Source organism: Kushneria sp. Sum13, assembly GCF_052692355.1.
Genome location: NZ_CP199847.1, coordinates 1155716 through 1172929 on the forward strand (window position 1 = coordinate 1155716; position 17214 = coordinate 1172929).

At 58.8% G+C, this 17214-nt stretch carries 14 protein-coding genes; 8 read left to right on the forward strand and 6 right to left on the reverse strand.

Annotation, left to right across the window (positions count from 1 at the left end):
* Nucleotides 1–26: 26 nt before the first annotated feature.
* Complete coding sequence (gene cysK, locus ACUN8C_RS05365; protein WP_445621249.1) at nucleotides 27–995, reverse strand: cysteine synthase A; 969 nt, start codon at nucleotides 993–995, stop codon at nucleotides 27–29.
* 185 nt (nucleotides 996–1180) lie between these two features.
* On the opposite strand from cysK, the gene ACUN8C_RS05370 reads away from it, so the two are divergent.
* The 7 genes from ACUN8C_RS05370 to ACUN8C_RS05400 all read left to right on the forward strand — a co-directional run bounded on the left by ACUN8C_RS05370 (nucleotide 1181) and on the right by ACUN8C_RS05400 (nucleotide 12001).
* A complete protein-coding gene (locus tag ACUN8C_RS05370) occupies nucleotides 1181–2869 on the forward strand; it encodes an AMP-binding protein (protein ID WP_445621250.1) in 1689 nt (562 codons plus the stop codon).
* 148 nt (nucleotides 2870–3017) lie between these two features.
* Complete coding sequence (gene hrpA, locus ACUN8C_RS05375) at nucleotides 3018–7001, forward strand: ATP-dependent RNA helicase HrpA (RefSeq protein WP_445621251.1); 3984 nt, start codon at nucleotides 3018–3020, stop codon at nucleotides 6999–7001.
* A gap of 184 nt (nucleotides 7002–7185) precedes the next feature.
* Entirely contained in the window at nucleotides 7186–7926 is a 741-nt protein-coding gene (locus ACUN8C_RS05380; protein ID WP_445621252.1) for an MlaA family lipoprotein, read from the forward strand.
* A 32-nt stretch (nucleotides 7927–7958) separates the two neighbouring features.
* On the forward strand, nucleotides 7959–9101 hold the full coding sequence (locus tag ACUN8C_RS05385; protein WP_445621253.1) for a PP2C family protein-serine/threonine phosphatase: 1143 nt from the start codon (nucleotides 7959–7961) through the stop codon (nucleotides 9099–9101).
* Nucleotides 9091–9585, forward strand: a complete 495-nt coding sequence (locus tag ACUN8C_RS05390) for an STAS domain-containing protein (protein ID WP_445621254.1) — start codon at nucleotides 9091–9093, stop codon at nucleotides 9583–9585. The genes ACUN8C_RS05385 and ACUN8C_RS05390 overlap by 11 nt, the downstream gene beginning before the upstream one ends.
* A 63-nt stretch (nucleotides 9586–9648) precedes the next feature.
* Nucleotides 9649–10851, forward strand: coding sequence for a Bcr/CflA family multidrug efflux MFS transporter (locus ACUN8C_RS05395; protein ID WP_445621255.1), 1203 nt, complete (start codon nucleotides 9649–9651; stop codon nucleotides 10849–10851).
* Between the two features lie 64 nt (nucleotides 10852–10915).
* Entirely contained in the window at nucleotides 10916–12001 is a 1086-nt protein-coding gene (locus tag ACUN8C_RS05400; protein ID WP_445621256.1) for an AI-2E family transporter, read from the forward strand.
* A gap of 76 nt (nucleotides 12002–12077) precedes the next feature.
* Here ACUN8C_RS05400 and trxA read toward each other — a convergent pair whose 3' ends face one another.
* Together trxA and ACUN8C_RS05410 are read right to left on the reverse strand one after the other, a co-directional pair.
* Nucleotides 12078–12401, reverse strand: a complete 324-nt coding sequence (trxA, locus tag ACUN8C_RS05405) for a thioredoxin (RefSeq protein WP_108843362.1) — start codon at nucleotides 12399–12401, stop codon at nucleotides 12078–12080.
* A gap of 124 nt (nucleotides 12402–12525) precedes the next feature.
* Complete coding sequence (locus ACUN8C_RS05410; RefSeq protein WP_445621257.1) at nucleotides 12526–13305, reverse strand: sulfite exporter TauE/SafE family protein; 780 nt, start codon at nucleotides 13303–13305, stop codon at nucleotides 12526–12528.
* Nucleotides 13306–13474: 169 nt separating this feature from the next.
* On the opposite strand from ACUN8C_RS05410, the gene cysB reads away from it, so the two are divergent.
* Complete coding sequence (cysB, locus tag ACUN8C_RS05415; RefSeq protein WP_108843363.1) at nucleotides 13475–14446, forward strand: HTH-type transcriptional regulator CysB; 972 nt, start codon at nucleotides 13475–13477, stop codon at nucleotides 14444–14446.
* An 88-nt stretch (nucleotides 14447–14534) separates the two neighbouring features.
* On the opposite strand, the gene ACUN8C_RS05420 is transcribed toward cysB, so the two are convergent.
* The 3 genes from ACUN8C_RS05420 to ACUN8C_RS05430 form a co-directional block, all read right to left on the reverse strand.
* Complete coding sequence (locus ACUN8C_RS05420; RefSeq protein ID WP_445621258.1) at nucleotides 14535–15155, reverse strand: phosphoadenosine phosphosulfate reductase domain-containing protein; 621 nt, start codon at nucleotides 15153–15155, stop codon at nucleotides 14535–14537.
* Between the two features lie 102 nt (nucleotides 15156–15257).
* Nucleotides 15258–16064 carry an ABC transporter ATP-binding protein gene (locus ACUN8C_RS05425; RefSeq protein WP_445621259.1) on the reverse strand — a complete coding sequence of 269 codons (807 nt, stop codon included), beginning with the start codon at nucleotides 16062–16064 and terminating at the stop codon, nucleotides 15258–15260.
* Nucleotides 16061–17125, reverse strand: coding sequence for a FecCD family ABC transporter permease (locus tag ACUN8C_RS05430; RefSeq protein WP_108843366.1), 1065 nt, complete (start codon nucleotides 17123–17125; stop codon nucleotides 16061–16063). Before ACUN8C_RS05430 ends, ACUN8C_RS05425 begins: the two co-directional genes overlap by 4 nt.
* Between the last annotated feature and the right edge of the window lie 89 nt (nucleotides 17126–17214).

Consider the following 17214-nt stretch of genomic DNA (forward strand, 5'->3'; position numbering starts at 1 on the left):
TTTTTATTCTGCCACTCGACCCTTTTTTAGCTCAGCTCTTCTTCGGTAAACATGCCCTCAAACAGCGCCGTCGAGAGATAGCGCTCGCCGCTGTCGGGCAGAATGACGGCGATGGCCTTGTCTTTATATGCCGGGTCTTCGGCCAGACGCAGAGCAGCCACCATGGCAGCGCCGCAGGAAATCCCCACCAGCATGCCTTCTTCACGCATCAGGCGTCGCGCCATGGCCATGGCGTCTTCGCTGGTGACGGCTTCTACCTGGTCGATATAGTCCAGATCCAGGTTGGCCGGGATAAAGTTGGCACCGATGCCCTGGATCCTGTGGCCGGCAGGCGTCAGGTCTTCACCACGCAGGCGTTGACCGATAATGGGCGATTCAAGCGGCTCCACGGCAACGCTGTGAAGCGCCTTGCCCCTGATTTTCTCGAAATAGCGGGAAATGCCGGTAATGGTGCCGCCGGTGCCGACGCCTGCAACCAGAACATCAAGGTCACCGTCGGTCGCGTCCCAGAGCTCCGGGCCGGTCGTCTTTTCATGAATCTCGGGGTTGGCCGGGTTTTCGAACTGGGCCGGCATGAAATAGCGCTCGGGTTCGGCGTCGCGCAGTTCGGTGGCACGCTCGACGGCGCCTTTCATGCCGCGGGCGGGTTCGGTCAGCACCAGTTCAGCGCCCAGCGCCTTGAGTACCTTGCGGCGTTCAATGCTCATCGAGGCCGGCATGGTCAGCTTGACCTTGTAGCCGCGCGCCGCGCCCACAAACGCCAGTGCGATACCGGTGTTGCCGGAGGTGGGTTCGATGATCTCCATGCCCGGTTTCAAGACGCCACGCTTTTCGGCGTCCCAGATCATGTTGGCCCCGATTCGGCACTTGACCGACAGCGCCGGGTTACGCGACTCGAGCTTGGCATACACGCGAGGATGATCCGTCAGGTGTCTGACCCTGACCAGCGGCGTTTGTCCGATTGCCTGGGAGTTGTCTTCCAGAATATTGCTCATCGCGTGCTCCATGTCAGTAGACTGTCTGATAAGGACAGAGGAAAGAACCTGCGCCATTGTGACGAGAGGGTGCGACCTTCGTCGAGCCCCTGGTGTCCGGCCCTGGTCACAGGCTTTCATGCTATTTTAGGGGTTTTCCATAAAACGGTATTTGGCCGCAAGCGGCATGATGATCGGGAGAGGGCATGAGCGAGATAAAGACGGCACCTGCGCTGCTTGAAGGGCCCGCGCTCGAGAAGGATGACGGTTACCGATCGATTCTCGACGTGTTTGAAAGGGCTTGTTCGCAATACGCTGACCGCCCCGCCTTTACCTGTATGGGCAGTACGCTGACCTACGCAGGCATGAAGGATCTGGTGGACCGATTTGCCCACTGGATTGTCACCCGCACGTCCATGTCGCCCGGGGACCGTCTGGGCATTGTGCTGCCCAACCTGCTGCAGTACCCGGTGGCCGTGTTTGGTGCCCTGAAGGCAGGCCTTGTCATCGTCAATACCAACCCCCTGTATACCGCCGACGAGATGTACCATCAGTTCGCGGATGCCGGTGTGAGCGGCGTCGTGGTGTTTGCACACATGGCCCACAAGCTGGAAGCTGTGCTCAAGCGCCTGCCGATTGCCCATGTCATTGTCACCGAGGTGGCAGATCTTCACCCCTGGCCATCGCGTTTCAAATATAACCTTGGCGCGCGCTATATCGCCCGCCAGGTGCCGCGCTACCATCTGCCCGGTGCGGTTCCCATGCGTCAGGTTTTAAAGCAGCAGGGCAAAGTCGATGACAGCCGCTGGGGCCGCGATGAGGATCTGGCCATTTTGCAGTATACCGGCGGCACGACCGGGACGCCCAAGGGCGCGATGCTCTCCCATGCCAACCTGGTGGCCAATATGCGCCAGACCGGAGAGGTGCTGGGCAGCGCCGTGACCCGCGGGCAGGAAACCATCATTGCGCCCCTGCCGGTCTATCATATCTATACCTTCACCGTGAACTGCATGTTCGGCTGTGAAACCGGTAGCCACAGCGTCCTGATTCCCAACCCGAAGGATCTGGATGGTTTTGTCAAAACGCTCGCTCAGCAGCCCTTTTCTGCCTTTATCGGGCTCAATACGCTGTTTGCCGCCCTGTGTCGGCGCCCGGATTTCCAAAAGCTGGATTTCAGTCCTTTAAAGCTCAGCGTTTCCGGCGGCATGGCGCTCAATACGACCACGGCCAACCGCTGGTACGAGGTGACCGGCTCTGCCGTGCTGGAAGGGTATGGCATGACCGAGACGTCGCCGGTGGTGTGTGTCAATCCTCCCGACAGGATACAGCCGGGGGCCATTGGCCGGCCGGTCGCCGGTACTCGCCTTCAGGTGCTGGATGACAACGACCAGCCGCTGGGTTACGACACGCCCGGCGAACTTTGTGTGCAGGGCCCCCAGGTCATGAAGGGATACTGGAACCTGCCGGAAGAGACGGCCAAAACGCTTTCTGAAGATGGCTGGGTCAGATCAGGTGATATTGCGGTGCTGCAGCACGATGGGTTTGTGCGCATCGTGGATCGCAAGAAAGACATGATCGTCAGCTCCGGTTTCAATATTTACCCCAACGAAGTAGAAGATGTGCTGCTAAGACATGAAGACATCCATGAGGCGGCAGTGATCGGCGTGCCCGATGAGGACAGCGGGGAGAGCGTGGTGGCGTTCATCGTGCCGCGAAACGGGGTCAATCTTGATGCCGCAGCGCTCAAGCAGTGGTGCCGGCAGGAGTTGACCGGCTACAAGGTGCCAAGGCGCTTTGAGTTTCGCGATCAGCTGCCGCGCAGCAGTGTCGGCAAGGTGCTGCGTCGTGTCCTGCGCGATGAGCTGACCGACACCGCACGCAAGGCCGCCTCCTGATCCGCCGGGTGGTTGGCTGCCAGGGCCTGATTGGCGCTACAATCATCTTCCTGTAACCATTGGTAGAACACCTTTCCTTGAACGGTCATGGCGCTGCCATGATCGTTGTCACTACCGCCTCGGCGGTTTCAAACGTCCAGAGGGTACCTTGAGCGATAACGTGACTGACTCCGGTGAGTCGGCGCAGCAGACGCACGCATCACTGCGTCGCCGCCTTGACGATGTGCTGATCAGCGATGCCGTGACGCAGGGGCAGCGTCTGGAACGCCTGACCGGGCGCATTCGCCGCGGCCAGCCCGTGGATAAGGCCCTGAAGGATATCGATGCCCGCCTGACGCGCTCCATGGCACTGGCGAAGGGGCGTCGCGACCAGCCCGTCACGCTTGAATACCCACCAGAGCTGCCGGTCGCCGAACGTCGTGACGATATTCTAAAGGCCATCCGGGATCATCAGGTCGTGGTGGTGGCAGGCGAGACCGGTTCCGGCAAGACCACTCAGTTGCCCAAGATGTGCCTGGAGCTGGGGCTTGGTGTGCGTGGTCTGATCGGCCATACCCAGCCACGCCGGCTGGCCGCCCGCAGCGTGGCACAGCGGCTGGCGCAGGAAACCAGCAGCGCACTGGGCAGTGCCATCGGTTATCAGGTGCGCTTTACCGATCAGACCGACCCGACCACCCGGGTCAAGCTGATGACCGACGGGATTTTGCTGGCCGAGACCCAGCACGACCCGCAGCTTTTGCGCTACGACGCGATCATTATCGATGAGGCACACGAGCGCAGTCTCAATATCGATTTCCTGATGGGCTATCTCAAGCGCCTGCTGGTAGAGCGTCCTGATCTCAAGGTCATCATCACCTCAGCCACCATTGATGTAGATCGTTTCTCGCGCCACTTTGGCCGCCAGCATGACGATGGCACCACAACGCCCGCCCCGGTGATTGAGGTTTCCGGGCGAACGTATCCCGTGGAGACGCACTATCGTCCGCTGGTGCGTGACGAGCGCGAGGAAGAAGACCAGACCCTGCAGGAAGGCATCGTGAGTGCGGTCGAAGAGATCGGGCGTATCGAGCGTGAAAAACGCTGGTACACCGGCCCGCGCGACATCCTGATCTTTCTGCCGGGCGAGCGTGAAATTCGCGAGACGGCCGATACGCTGCGACGGCTGGAACTGCGCGATACGGAAGTGCTGCCACTGTATGCGCGGCTATCCAACAGCGAGCAGAATCGCGTGTTTGCCCCGCACACGGGCCGGCGGATCGTGTTGTCCACCAACGTGGCCGAAACCTCGCTGACCGTGCCCGGCATTCGCTATGTGATTGATCCGGGCCTGGTGCGCATCAGTCGCTACAGCTATCGCGCCAAGGTGCAGCGTCTGCCGATCGAGCCGATCAGTCAGGCCAGTGCCGATCAGCGCCGCGGCCGCTGTGGTCGTATCGCCGAGGGCGTGTGTATTCGGCTTTATAGCGAAGAGGATTACCTGTCGCGCTCGGCCTATACCGAGCCCGAGATTCAGCGGACCAATCTGGCCTCGGTCATTCTCTCCATGCTGTCACTGGGGCTGGGAGACATCGGGCAATTCCCCTTTGTGGACATTCCCGACAGCCGCTTTATCAAGGACGGCTTCCGATTGCTCTTTGAGCTTGGCGCCGTTGATGAACGCCAGCTTCTGACCAAAACCGGCCGTCAGCTGGCACGGCTGCCGATCGACCCCCGACTGGCCCGCATGGTGCTGGCGGCCAGCGAGTTTGGCAGCCTGCGCGAAACCCTGATTGTGGTCAGCGCGCTTTCCATTCAGGACCCAAGAGAGCGCCCAGCCGACAAGCGCGAGGCGGCGGATCAAAAGCACCGGCAGTGGCAGGACAAGGATTCCGACTTCACGGCCTGGATCAATCTATGGCAGGGCTTTGAGGCCAGCCGCGCCGAGCTTTCGGCCAATCAGCTGCGGCGCTGGTGTCGCGACAACTACCTGAGCTATCTGCGCCTGCGCGAATGGCATGACACCTATCGTCAGCTCAAGCAGCTCACACGGGAGCTGGCGCTGGTCGAAAACGAGGGAGAGCCTGACATTGCTCGTCTGCATCAGGCGCTTTTGACCGGGCTTTTATCCAATCTGGGTCTGCATGCAGGCTCCGACAAGGAGCCACGGGAATACCTGGGCGCGCGCAATCGAAAGTTCATGATCCATCCGGGATCAGGTCTTGCCAGGCGCACGCCCAAATGGATCATGGCAGGCGAGATGGTGGAGACAACGCGTCTTTTCGCCCGCCAGGTCGCCGCCATTCGCCCCGAGTGGATCGAGCCGCTGGCGGTGCACTTGACCAAACGCAGCTTCAGCGAGCCGCACTGGGAAATGAAACGTGCCCAGGTCGTGGCTTATGAGCAGGTCACGCTGTTCGGACTGCCTGTCGTGGCGCGTCGCAAGGTGCACTATGGCCCCATTGCCCCCGAGGAATCCCGGGAGCTGTTTATCCGCCATGCGCTGGTGGAAGGGCAGTTTCAGACGAAAGGCGCCTTTTTCGAGCATAACCGGGCGCTGATCGAGGAGGTCGAGGATCTCGAGGATCGCGCGCGTCGTCGCGACATTCTGGTCGATGAACAGACCCTGTTTGAATTTTATGATGCGCGCCTGCCGGCCGATATCTACAACGGCAAGAGTTTCGAGCACTGGCGGCGCCACAGCGAGCAGCACGACGCCAATATCCTGTTTCTCGACATGGAGACCCTGCTGGCACGTGAAGCCAGCGAGGTCACGGTCGAGCAGTATCCGGATGCGCTCGAGCTGAGCTATCAGGGCGGCGGGATTCGCTATCCACTGTCGTATCACTTTGCGCCCAACGAGCCGGATGATGGCGTCACCATCACGGTACCGGCCTCCATGCTCTCCACGCTGCCAGGCGAGCGGCTGGAATGGCTGGTGCCCGGGCTTCGTCGCGACAAGGTTATTGCGTTGATGAAGTCGCTGCCCAAGCAGTATCGTCGCCAAGTGGTGCCGATTCCGGACTGGGCCGATGCGGCGCTGTCGGCACTGACCCCCGGCAATGTTTCGCTGACCTCGGCGCTGTCAGAGTTCCTGCGCCAGAAGACAGGCATTCGGCTGGCGGCAGATGAGTGGCGACCGGAGCAGTTGCCGGTGCATCTGATCATGAACATTCGTGTGGTCAATCACGAGGGGCAGGTGCTCGGAGAGGGGCGAGATCTCAACGCCCTGATCGAGCGTTTTGAGCAGGCCGCCGTGGCAGGTACGAAGGCCATGGCGGGTGACGCATTGTCGCAGCAGGGGCTCACGCAGTTCCCGGACGGTCAGTTGCCGCAGTCTCACGTGCGTGATCAGGCCGGTATTCGCGTCGAGGCCTGGCCGGCACTGGTGGATGAGGGTGATACTCTGGGGGTGACGCTGTTTGATCATCCCGACAAGGCATACATGCAGCATCGTCATGGCATCAAGCGCCTGGCCATGCGTCGCCTGCCGGATCAGGTCCGCTTTCTGGCGCGCGATCTGCCCGGGCTTGAGCGCTGTGTTCTGCTGTATGCCAGGGTCGGCACGCGCCGGGATCTGGTGGATGATGTCATCGAGGCCGTGTTTTTGAGCGTCTTTGCCTTCGATCCGCTGCCGCGCGATCAGGCGGCCTTTGAGGCGCGTCTTGAAAGCGAGCGCTCGCGATTGCATGAGACGGCCGAGTCGCTTGTGGCACTGCTGGAGCGCATTCTCAAGCGCCACCTTGAGGTCAGCAAGGTCCTCAAGGGCAAGGTGACCTTCAATCTGGCGCTCAGCTTTAGTGATGTCCGCGCCCAGATGCAGCGGCTGGTTTATCCAGGCTTTATCAGTGCAGCGGGAGAGTGGCTGGCCCAGTATCCACGCTATATTGAGGCGGCGCAGATTCGGCTTGAAAAGGCGCCGCGCGAAGTACGTCGCGATCAGCTGGCCATGGAGGAGGTCAACGACTTCCAGCGTCGGCTTGAGGAAAGGCGCCGCAGGCAGGGGGGTAGCGGCCTGCAGGATCAGGCTCTGGAGGCGTTCGGATGGTGGCTTGAGGAGCTGAGGGTCTCGCTTTTCGCCCAGCAGCTGGGGACGCTGGCGCCGGTGTCGGCCAAGCGGCTGGAGCGTCAGTGGCAGGACATTACGGCTTCCTGACCCGTGACTGATGGCCGCCGGGCTGTACAGTGACCTGAAATCGGCTGACAATGCGGCGCTTGACTCCTTTGCGCGCTATTGAAATCGCACGGCGCCAGACGAAGGCCATCATGCAGGCGGTTGCCGCAGTAGAACAGGATGCAGTCGCGTCAGGGCTGCAGATAACAAGGGACAGGGTGAACGAATGAAAACATGGACGAACATTGCCGCGGCAACCTTTACCTGTGTCACGCTGGCAGGGTGTGCCGGCGCGCAAACGCAGGACAGCAATCCGCAGGATCCCTGGGAGGGCTTTAACCGCGGCGTATACTCCTTTAATGACACGCTGGATCGCTATGCGCTCAAGCCGGTCGCTCAGGGGTATGACTACATTACGCCGACGCCCGTGCAGGAGGGCGTGGGCAATTTCTTTTCCAACCTCGGAGAAGTCGGCAACTCCTTCAATAGCCTGCTGCAGTGGAAGCTGACCAACGCCGGCACCTCGATCGGGCGGCTTTTGATCAATACCACCCTGGGTCTGGGCGGCTTTCTGGATCCGGCGACCCGTATGGGCATCGATCAGCACGACGAAGACTTCGGTCAGACGCTGGCCACCTGGGGCGTCGGTTCGGGGCCCTATCTGGTCCTGCCTTTCCTCGGGCCAAGCACCGTGCGTGATACGGCTGGCATGCCGGTGGATTTCTATACCGACCCGGTCACCTATATTGATCATGACGTGACGCGCTGGAGCGTACGGTTTATCGATCTGGTGCAGGCACGCGCGTCATTGCTGGGTCAGGAAAAGCTGATTCAGGGCGATCGCTACTCGTTCATTCGTGATGCCTACCTGCAGCGTCGGGCGTTCTTGATCAATGATGGTCGGTCGGGCAAGGATCCCTTCGGCAGTGACGATCTTGAATTCGATGACAGCGACTTTGCAGAATAAATTTTTCGAACGACCATGGCGGAAAAGCGTTCATGCCTGCCAATACGGATAGGATAGCGCTCGTTGATCAGCCTGGAGCGCGTCGCGATGCGCTTTACCAGGCGTTGTCAGCATGTGGCCGGTTTACGCTGCTGGTGGCTGATGACATCAATGTGCTGCCCGAGTGGCTTGACGGTCTGGTCGTGCACGCCGATATCGTGCCGGCATCACAGTGGGCGGCGCTGGTGCAGCGTCTGCCCATTGTGGTCATCAGTCAGGAGCGCGACAGTCGAGCGCTGCTGTCAGCCGTTGAGGCCGGCGTTCTCGATTATGTGGTTGATCCAATGGGGCATGCCTCGCTTTTGACCCAGCTCATGCTCAGAGCGCTGGACTGTCGGCGTGTTCATGCCTCGGCGCTGCGCGACCGGGATCGTCTGGAGCAGCTTAACGAGCAGCTGCAGACGCATTTGAGCACGCTGCGTACCGATCTTCAGGCCGGCGGGCAGATTCAGCGTCGGTTACAGCCCATGCCGTGTGCCAGACTCAATGGCATCGAGGGCGATTACTGGATGGCGCCGTCGCTTTATCTGTCGGGAGACTTTCTCGACTATCAGGCCCACGGTGACCGTTACGTCCTGTTCTGTTTTGCAGATGTGGCAGGGCATGGCGCTTCATCTGCCTTTGTGACGGTGCTTTTAAAGGCACTGTTTCAGCGCTGGCTGTCGCGCTGGAATGCGCGCCTGCCGGAAAACCTGCCGGCCAGATGGCTTGCCCGACTCAACCGGGAGCTTCTGGATACCGGGGTTGGCAAACATGCGGCCATCGTGGTCGGTGTGATCGACTGCCAGACGCGTACACTGCACTATTCCCTGGGCGCACAGATGCCCATGCCGATTTTGACCACCAGGGGCAGCGTGCGTCAGCTTGAAGGAGAGGGGCCGGCTGTCGGGCTGTTTCCGGACGTCGAGTATCCGACCTATCATTGTGAGCTGCCGGCGGATTTCAGGCTCTGGCTCTGTTCGGATGGTGTTTTTGACTGCCTGGCAGGCAACAATCTCGAAGAGCGTCTTTCTGCGCTGTGCGAGCATATCGGCAATGCAGACAGCATAAGTGATCTGAAATCATCGCTGGCCCTGTCCGATGCACTGCCGGATGACATTACCTTTCTTACCCTGAGCGGTTTCAATGATGGATGAAGGACGACTTCAGGCGGCGTTTGAAAAGGGCACCTTTGTGCTCAGACTGGCCGGAGATGTACGCCTGACACTCTGTGCCACCCTGGACCAGCAGGTACAGCCTCTGGCGGAGCTGCCGGGCCTTGAACGTGTCGTCATTGATCTGCGTCAGGTGATCAACATGGATTCCACGGCGCTCGGGTTTCTGGCCAAGATTGCACTGGCAGTACGCCATCGCATCCCCGGTCAGCCACTGGTGGCCGTTGACCATCCCGACGTCAGGCGCATGCTGGACGTCATGGGATTTCAGAAGTATGTCACCATTATCGATATGCCGTGGTCGGAGCCTGCCGATTTCAGCGATCTGCCGGTTCTGGAAACCAGCGAAGAAGAGATGCGGGAGCGAATCCTCGAAGCCCACCACACGCTGGCGGCGATGAGCGAACAAAATCGCATAGAGTTTCAACCGCTTATTGACCTGCTGGAGTCTCAGCGAGAGCACTGAGCGCGAGGGTCGTGTTCCTTCAGGGGCATCACGCGACATTCGTGGTCTGACATGGAGAATGACTTGCCTATTATCGGCGCCAGACGCCTGGCCCTGCTGGTGGCCGCCAATACGGCCCTGGCGCCCTTTGCCATTGATGCCTATCTGCCAGCCATTCCTGCCCTTGCCCTGCACATTGATGCCAATATCCATTTGACCGAGCTTTCGATCAGTATCTTTTTGCTGGGGATGGCGCTTGGACAGCTGATTTTTGGCCCTATGTCGGATCGTGTCGGACGCAAACCGGTGCTGCTGGGGGGCATCATCACCTTTATGCTGTCCAGCTTGCTGGTAACCCAGATCGATACGTTCTGGGCGCTCATGATCCTGCGGTTTTTGCAGGCGCTGGGCGGCGGGGCCTGTGTCGTGAACTCACCGGCCATCGTGCGTGACTGCTTTTCGGGACGGGAAGCGGCACGTGTTCTCTCAACGATGGTCATGATCCTGATGCTGGCACCGCTGGTCGCCCCGACGGTCGGGAGCGTGCTGCTGACGCTTGTCGACTGGTGGGCCATATTTTTGTTTCTGGCCCTTTACGGCGCTGCACTGCTGTATCTGATCATGACCTATCTGCCTGAAACCCGTATGCCCGAACATCGATCATCCGGTGGGGCGGGGCAGGTTCTTGGCAACTATGCGAGTGTGTTGAAACACCGCGAAGCCATGGGGTATATCGCCGCCGTTTCCCTGTCCTTTGCCGGCATGTTTTGCTTTATTAACAGTTCTCCATATGTCTATATGGAGTATTACGGCGTCTCCAGTCAGCTTTACCCGTTTATTTTTGGTGCCAATATCGTTGTCATGGCCCTGTCCAACCGGCTGAATATACGACTTCTGGGGCGTTATTCGCCTCAGCAGTTGCTGAGGCTGGGACTGGGTATCCAGCTCACTGCCGGTATGCTGATTGTTATCACGGTAGTGGCGGGGCTGCATGCACTATGGTTGATGGTACTGCTGGTGATGTTTTTCGTCGGCGTGAACGGTCTCATTTCACCCAATGCTGTCTCCTCCATGCTGGATCATTTCCCCAACATGAGTGCCACGGCCAATGCCGTTCTGGGTAGCCTGCAGTTTACGGCAGCCGGCCTGGCAGGTGCGCTGGTGAGTGGCCTTCAGATGGAGAGTATCTGGCCGATGGTATTGGGTATGGTCGGCGCAAGCCTTTGCGCCAATACGCTTTTGCGAATACTGACGCCGTCTGTTCGTGCAAGGGAAAAGGCATTGTGAAACGCGCGCTGCGTGGCGGGGGCATGTCGTTGCAGTGTCTGACATTGGTATTCAAGAGGCTGCCATGAAAAGCGACCCCGAGCAGGATCAGCACCATTTCCCCTACCACCTGATACTTACCTTTGCCTCGCTGGTCATTATCGTGACCGGCCTGAAGCTGGGAGCGGGCCTGTTCATTCCGGTACTGCTTTCGCTGTTTATTGCCATCCTGTGCTCTCGCCCGGTCAAATGGCTCCATGGGCGAGGGGTGAGCGTCAATCTGTCGATTCTTTGTGTACTTTTTGTCGTGACGCTGGCCAGTACCCTGCTGATCTGGCTGGTCATGGCGCGTCTGGGAGATCTGGTCGATCAGCTGCCGGCGCTTGAGGAGTCCCTGGGTCAGCACTATACGGGGCTGCTCAAGTGGTTCGATGCTCTGGGACTGCCGTTTGATGCCAGGGCGCTGCAGGATAATCTGGATCCCGGCATGCTCATGGATTCGCTGCCGTCGCTGCTGGGGGGAATTGGCAACTTCATTACTCAGCTTGGCATCATCGCCATTTTGATTATTTTTATTCTGTATGAGACGCTGGATTTCCCCTACAAGCTTTCTCAGGCCATTAAACAGCCTCATGGAAGCCTGGCGCGTTTTACCCAGTTTTCCCGGACGCTACAGCGCTATCTGCTGGTGAAAACGGTGATCAGTGCCATTACCGGCGCACTCATCGCCACCTGCTGTCTGATTCTTCAGGTCGAGTTTGCGCTGTTGTGGGGAGTGCTGGGGTTTTTCCTCAATTTTATTCCCAACATTGGCTCGATCATTGCAGCCGTGCCCGCAGTCCTTCTGACGCTGATCATGCCGGAAGGTGGTGTCGTCAAGGCAACCATTCTCAGCAGTGCCTATATCACGATCAATTTTGTGCTGGGCAATCTCATCGAGCCTCGCATCATGGGACAAACGCTGGGGATGTCCACGCTTGCGGCCTTCATGTCGCTGGTGTTCTGGGGATGGCTTTTCGGGCCGGTAGGGCTTTTCCTATCGGTTCCCCTGACCATGTCTCTCAAGATACTGCTGGACAGCCATCCTGATACGCGCTGGATTTCAATATTGATGGGGCCCAACCGGGAGCGACGGCGGCGAGCCAGAGAAGGCATGCCAACAGAGGATTGAGGCGCTCCATGGCCGGATGACCGACATAAAAAAACGCTCCCGATGGGAGCGTTTTGCTTGGTTCAGGACGTCTTGATCAGGCGTTCTGATCGATGAACTGCACCAGCTGTGTCTTGGACTGTGCACCGACGAGCGAAGCCACCTTGGCACCATCCTTGAACATCATAACGGTCGGGACACCACGGACACCCTGTTCGGCAGCGATATCCTGAGCATCGTCAACATTGATGCTGACGACCTTGAGCTCGCCGGATTTCTCTTCGGCTACCTCGTCTACTACCGGTGCCATCATCTTGCAGGGACCGCACCACGGGGCCCAGAATTTTAGCAGTACAGGCTTGTCGGCCTGCATGACTTCCTGGTCGAAATTGGCGCTGGTAACGTCAACATTGTTAGCCATGATTTACTCCAGTGATTGCATGTACAGGCTGTATACAAGGGATGGTAGCGGGTCGCAGGGGGTGAGGCAAATGTGTCTCTGCGATGGTGCTCATTGAACAAAGCGATTAACGCCGCTTTCCTGTTCAAAAAAATGCATATCGAATGCCCATGCTCAGCAGCAGTAATGTCAGCATGCCTCGCAGCAGGTTGTCCGGCAGATATTTCGAAAGCCATGCTCCCAGGTGGATGGCAGGGACTGAACCCACCAGCAGTGCCAGCAAAAGGGCGAAATCCACGTTGCCCAGCAGCAAATGCCCGCCACCGGCCACCAGTGTCAGAGGCACGGCATGCGCGATATCAGTACCCACCACTCGGCCCGAAGAGAAGAAGGGGTAAAGCAGCATCAATACCGCCGTGCCAAACACGCCGGCACCCACCGATGAGAGCGTGACGCAGACACCCAGTACAATACCTGCAGCGACAGTCAGGGGGGCAACGTGTCGATTGACCCAGCGATCGCCCTGACCGGTCCAGCGCTGAAGCGGTGTCTTGAAGATCAGTACGGCTGCCGTCAGGATCAACATGATGCCCAGCGTTGTGGTAATCAGTCCGCTGTAATCATGGGCGCCGGTAAAAAAGCGGTTGAGCAGAAAGACCGTCAGAATCGCGGCTGGCACGCTGCCCATGGACAGTCGCAGCATGACCTTCCAGTCGATATGACCCTGCCTCTGGTGGCTGAAGATACCGCTGATCTTGGTAAAGGCGGCGTATAAAAGATCCGTGCCTACGGCAACATGCGGTGGAAACCCGAAGGTCAGCAAAATGGGCGTCATCAGTGAGCCACCGCCGATGCCAGAAAGCCCTACCGCGATACCGACACCTGCGCCGGCAAGTACATAAAGCAGAAAATCGATAAGTGACATTCTAAATCCCGTGGCGTTGGCAGGAGCATTGCGCAGCAGGAATCTAGGGATAATTTTTTATTCTGAAAAGGAATGATTGTTCATTATTTTAGACCCTGATAGCATTAGCAGTCGATTTTAAGCCCTTTTTTTGACGCTTTTCAGGCCTGCTCTTCAGGAGGTTAATGCCTTGAAACTTCAGCAGCTTCGCTACATATGGGAAGTTTCCCGGCATAATCTGAACGTCTCTGCCACGGCGCAGAGTCTTTTCACGTCTCAGCCCGGGATTTCCAAACAGATACGGTTGCTGGAAGACGAGCTGGGTGTCGAAATTTTTGCGCGAAGCGGCAAACATCTGACAAGAATTACCCCGGCTGGCAAGCCTATCGTGGAGCTTGCCGGTGAAGTGCTTCGCAAGGTGGACGATATCCGCCATGTGGCGCAGGAATTCAGTGACGATCGTCGTGGCAGTCTCTCCATCGCTACCACCCATACTCAGGCACGATATGCCCTGCCTGCTGTTATCAGTGGTTTTACACAACGCTATCCGGATGTGGCGCTGCACATGCAGCAGGGCACGCCGCGCCAGATTGCCCAGATGGTCTGTGAGGGCATGGCAGATTTTGCCATCTGCACGGAATCACTGGATCTGTTCAATGATCTGATCCTGCTGCCCTGTTATCGCTGGAACCGCTGTGTGCTGGTGCCAAAAGGGCACCCGCTGGAAGGAACGCGCAACCTGACGCTTGAGGCGCTGGGTCAGCATCCGCTGGTAACCTACACCTTTGGCTTTACGGGCCGCTCCCAGCTTGATGATGCCTTCAAGTCACATGGCATCACGCCCAATGTGGTGCTGACGGCGGCCGACTCCGATGTCATCAAGACCTACGTTCGACTGGGGCTTGGGGTAGGGATCGTTGCTCATATGGCGATTGACCCGGTGGCAGATCATGATCTGGTCGCCATCGATGCCAGCCATCTGTTCGAAAGCTCGGTGACGCGAATCGGTATTCGTCGCGGTACCTTCATGCGCAACTACATGTTCGATTTTATCCACGAGTTTGCTGCCCACCTTGATCGTGACACGGTTGAGGCTGCACTCGAGTCGAGTCCGCATGCCGAAAATGCGCTCTTTGAACACATCGAGCTGCCTGTCAGGTAATCGGGCTTACGAATGAATAAAAAAGGCTCGCCATCCATTGGCGAGCCTTTTTTGTTGATGCCTTTGACGACCTGTCATCCAGAGCGCCTCAGTGCTGCAGATGCAGCCCGCACTCACGGGTTTCTTCGCCCTTGGTCGGATCGAAGTAGTCGAAATTGTTGGGCAGATCGTGCTTGACCAGATAGTCATGCATGTCCTTGCTGCTCCAGTGCAGTACCGGGGCGACCTTGATCAGACCGTCCTGATTGATGCTGACCGGCTGCATCTGGGCGCGGGTCGCTGTGTCGGAAGCACGCAGGGCCGTAAACCAGACGCCCGGGTTGGTTTCGCGCAGGGCACGCTCAAAGGGCTCAAGCTTGACCTCCCGGGTGAAGGCTTCATGGCGCGGATCATCCACAGAGGGCGTCGGTCCTTCCACGGCTTCTCGATGGGCGCGTGATCGCAGGGGAAGATAGAGGATGCGATTGAGCCCGAGCTTCTGGCTTACCTCATCAGCAAACTGATAGGTGGCCGGCGTGTTATAGCCTGAATCCATCCAGACGATGGGAAGGTCAGGACGAACCTGTGTCACCATATGGAGAATGACGGCTTCAAAGGGGCGAAAGTTGGTGGTGCAGATGGGGCGCTTGTCGAGGGACAGTGCCCACTCCACCAGTGCCTGAGGATCATTGCCAAGCCTTTCATTGATCTCATCGATATTCAGCGACATTCAGTGACTCCATTATCAATGGCAGATGGCCCTGGCCGGGCCGTTTGGCAGGCACGATAGCAAACCACCCAGGACTCTCCCCAATATCATTTGGTTCGAAGTTTAGAAGTCCTGTTCGCGTCCCTTCATGCCCAGCTGGCGAGTGGCGGCCAGTGGCGTCACGCGAGGCGGCTCTCCTTCGGGCCACTCAACATGGGCCCTGATGGCATATACCTCTCGCAGGCGCTCTTCGGTCAGGACCTGCTCGGGCGCGCCAACGGCGCACACCTTGCCTCCTGCGCCCATGAGCCACATGTGACGGGAAAAGCGTGCTGCCAGGCTAAGGTCATGGATGGCGATGACAATGATCATCTGTTGCTCCCGAGCCAGGGCCACCAGCCATTCAAGCACCTGCAACTGATGGTGAAGGTCCAGTGCGCTGGTGGGCTCATCCAGCATCAGAACCCTGGGTTCCCTGACCACGGCCTGGGCAATGGCCACCCGCTGACGCTGGCCGCCGGAGAGCTGGCCGAGATCGCGCTCGGCATACTGCTCAAGCTCCAGTGTCTGCAGGGTGTGCTGCACGCGTTTCAGGTCCTGTCGACGATCTGTCTTTTGCGTGGTGCGCCTTGCCAGAAGGACGGCTTCAAACACGCTGAGGGCTGCGCGGGAGGTAATATCCTGCGGCAGGTAGTAGATCTGCCCGGCACGCTGGGCAATGTCCAGTGTGTCAAGCGCCGTGTTATCAAGGCTGATATGGCCGGTGGAGCGCTCAATGCCGGCAATGGATTTCAATAGCGTGGACTTGCCGGCACCGTTGGGCCCGATCAGGGCCGTCAACTCTCCCGGGCGCGCCTCCAGACCGCTGACGTCATTCAGGATCCTGGTGCGTCCAAAGTGGACCGACAGTGATTCAATTTTGAGGCTCATCCCCACACCTCGCGCCGGCTCTTCAGGATCAGGGAGACAAAAAACGGCAGGCCGATCAGGGCCGTGATAATGCCCACGGGCAACAGCACGCCTGGAATCAGCGTCTTGGAGACGATTGAGGTCAACGACATTAAAAGGGCGCCTGTCAGCGCTGACATGGGCAGAAACACGCGTTGATCCTCACCGACCAGCATGCGGGCAATGTGCGGTCCTACCAGGCCAATAAAGCCAATGATGCCGACAAAGGCCACGGCCGTGGCCGCCAGTAGCGAACTGCACAGCAGCACGGTCAGGCGTAGACGGCCCACATTGACGCCCAGGGCACGGGCCTGCAGATCCCCCATGCGAAGGGCCGTCAGGCGCCAGCCGGCAAAAAAGAAGATGGGCAGCGTGACCACAAGCGCCGCCGTCACGATACCGATTTTTGACCAGCTGGCACGCGACAGTGACCCCAGCGACCAGAACACCAGCTGTTGCAGGGATTCCGCCGAAGCCACGTATTGGAGGATGCCCAGCGTGGCGTTGAAAAAGAACATCAGGGCGATCCCCATCAGCACCATGGTCTGTACGCTCACACCACGCAGGCGACTGACCAGCCAGATCAGAAGCGAGGCCACCATGGCCATGACAAAGGCGTTGAGGGTGGTCAACAGTTCGCTGGCAGCGGGAAACAGTGACACGCCCAGGACGATGGCAAGGGCTGCCCCGAAGCTGGCCGCTGCCGAAATACCCAGTGTAAAGGGGTCGGCCAGCGGGTTGTTAAGGATGGTCTGCATCTCGGCCCCGGCGCTGGCCAGTGACATGCCGACCATGATGGCCATCAGGGCCACCGGTAAACGGATCTCCCACACGATGACCGCGATGGCCCGGGGGGCGTCATCCGGCGACACGATGGCACGTACAATGTCGCCAAGCCCGTATTGCCCCGGACCGGTCGCCACATCAACAATCAATGAGCACAGCGTCAGCACTGCCGTGATGGCCAGTAGCCAGTAGTGTCGTCGTCGCCGTTGAAGATACTTGTCGATACTGGTGTCTGTAGTGGGGGCGGTGACTGTCATGTAGGGCTACCAGCGCTCATCGGCATTCTCGTGCAGCGGGCAGGATGTGCCCGTGGTGATTGGAATGGTTATCAATCATAAACATCGCC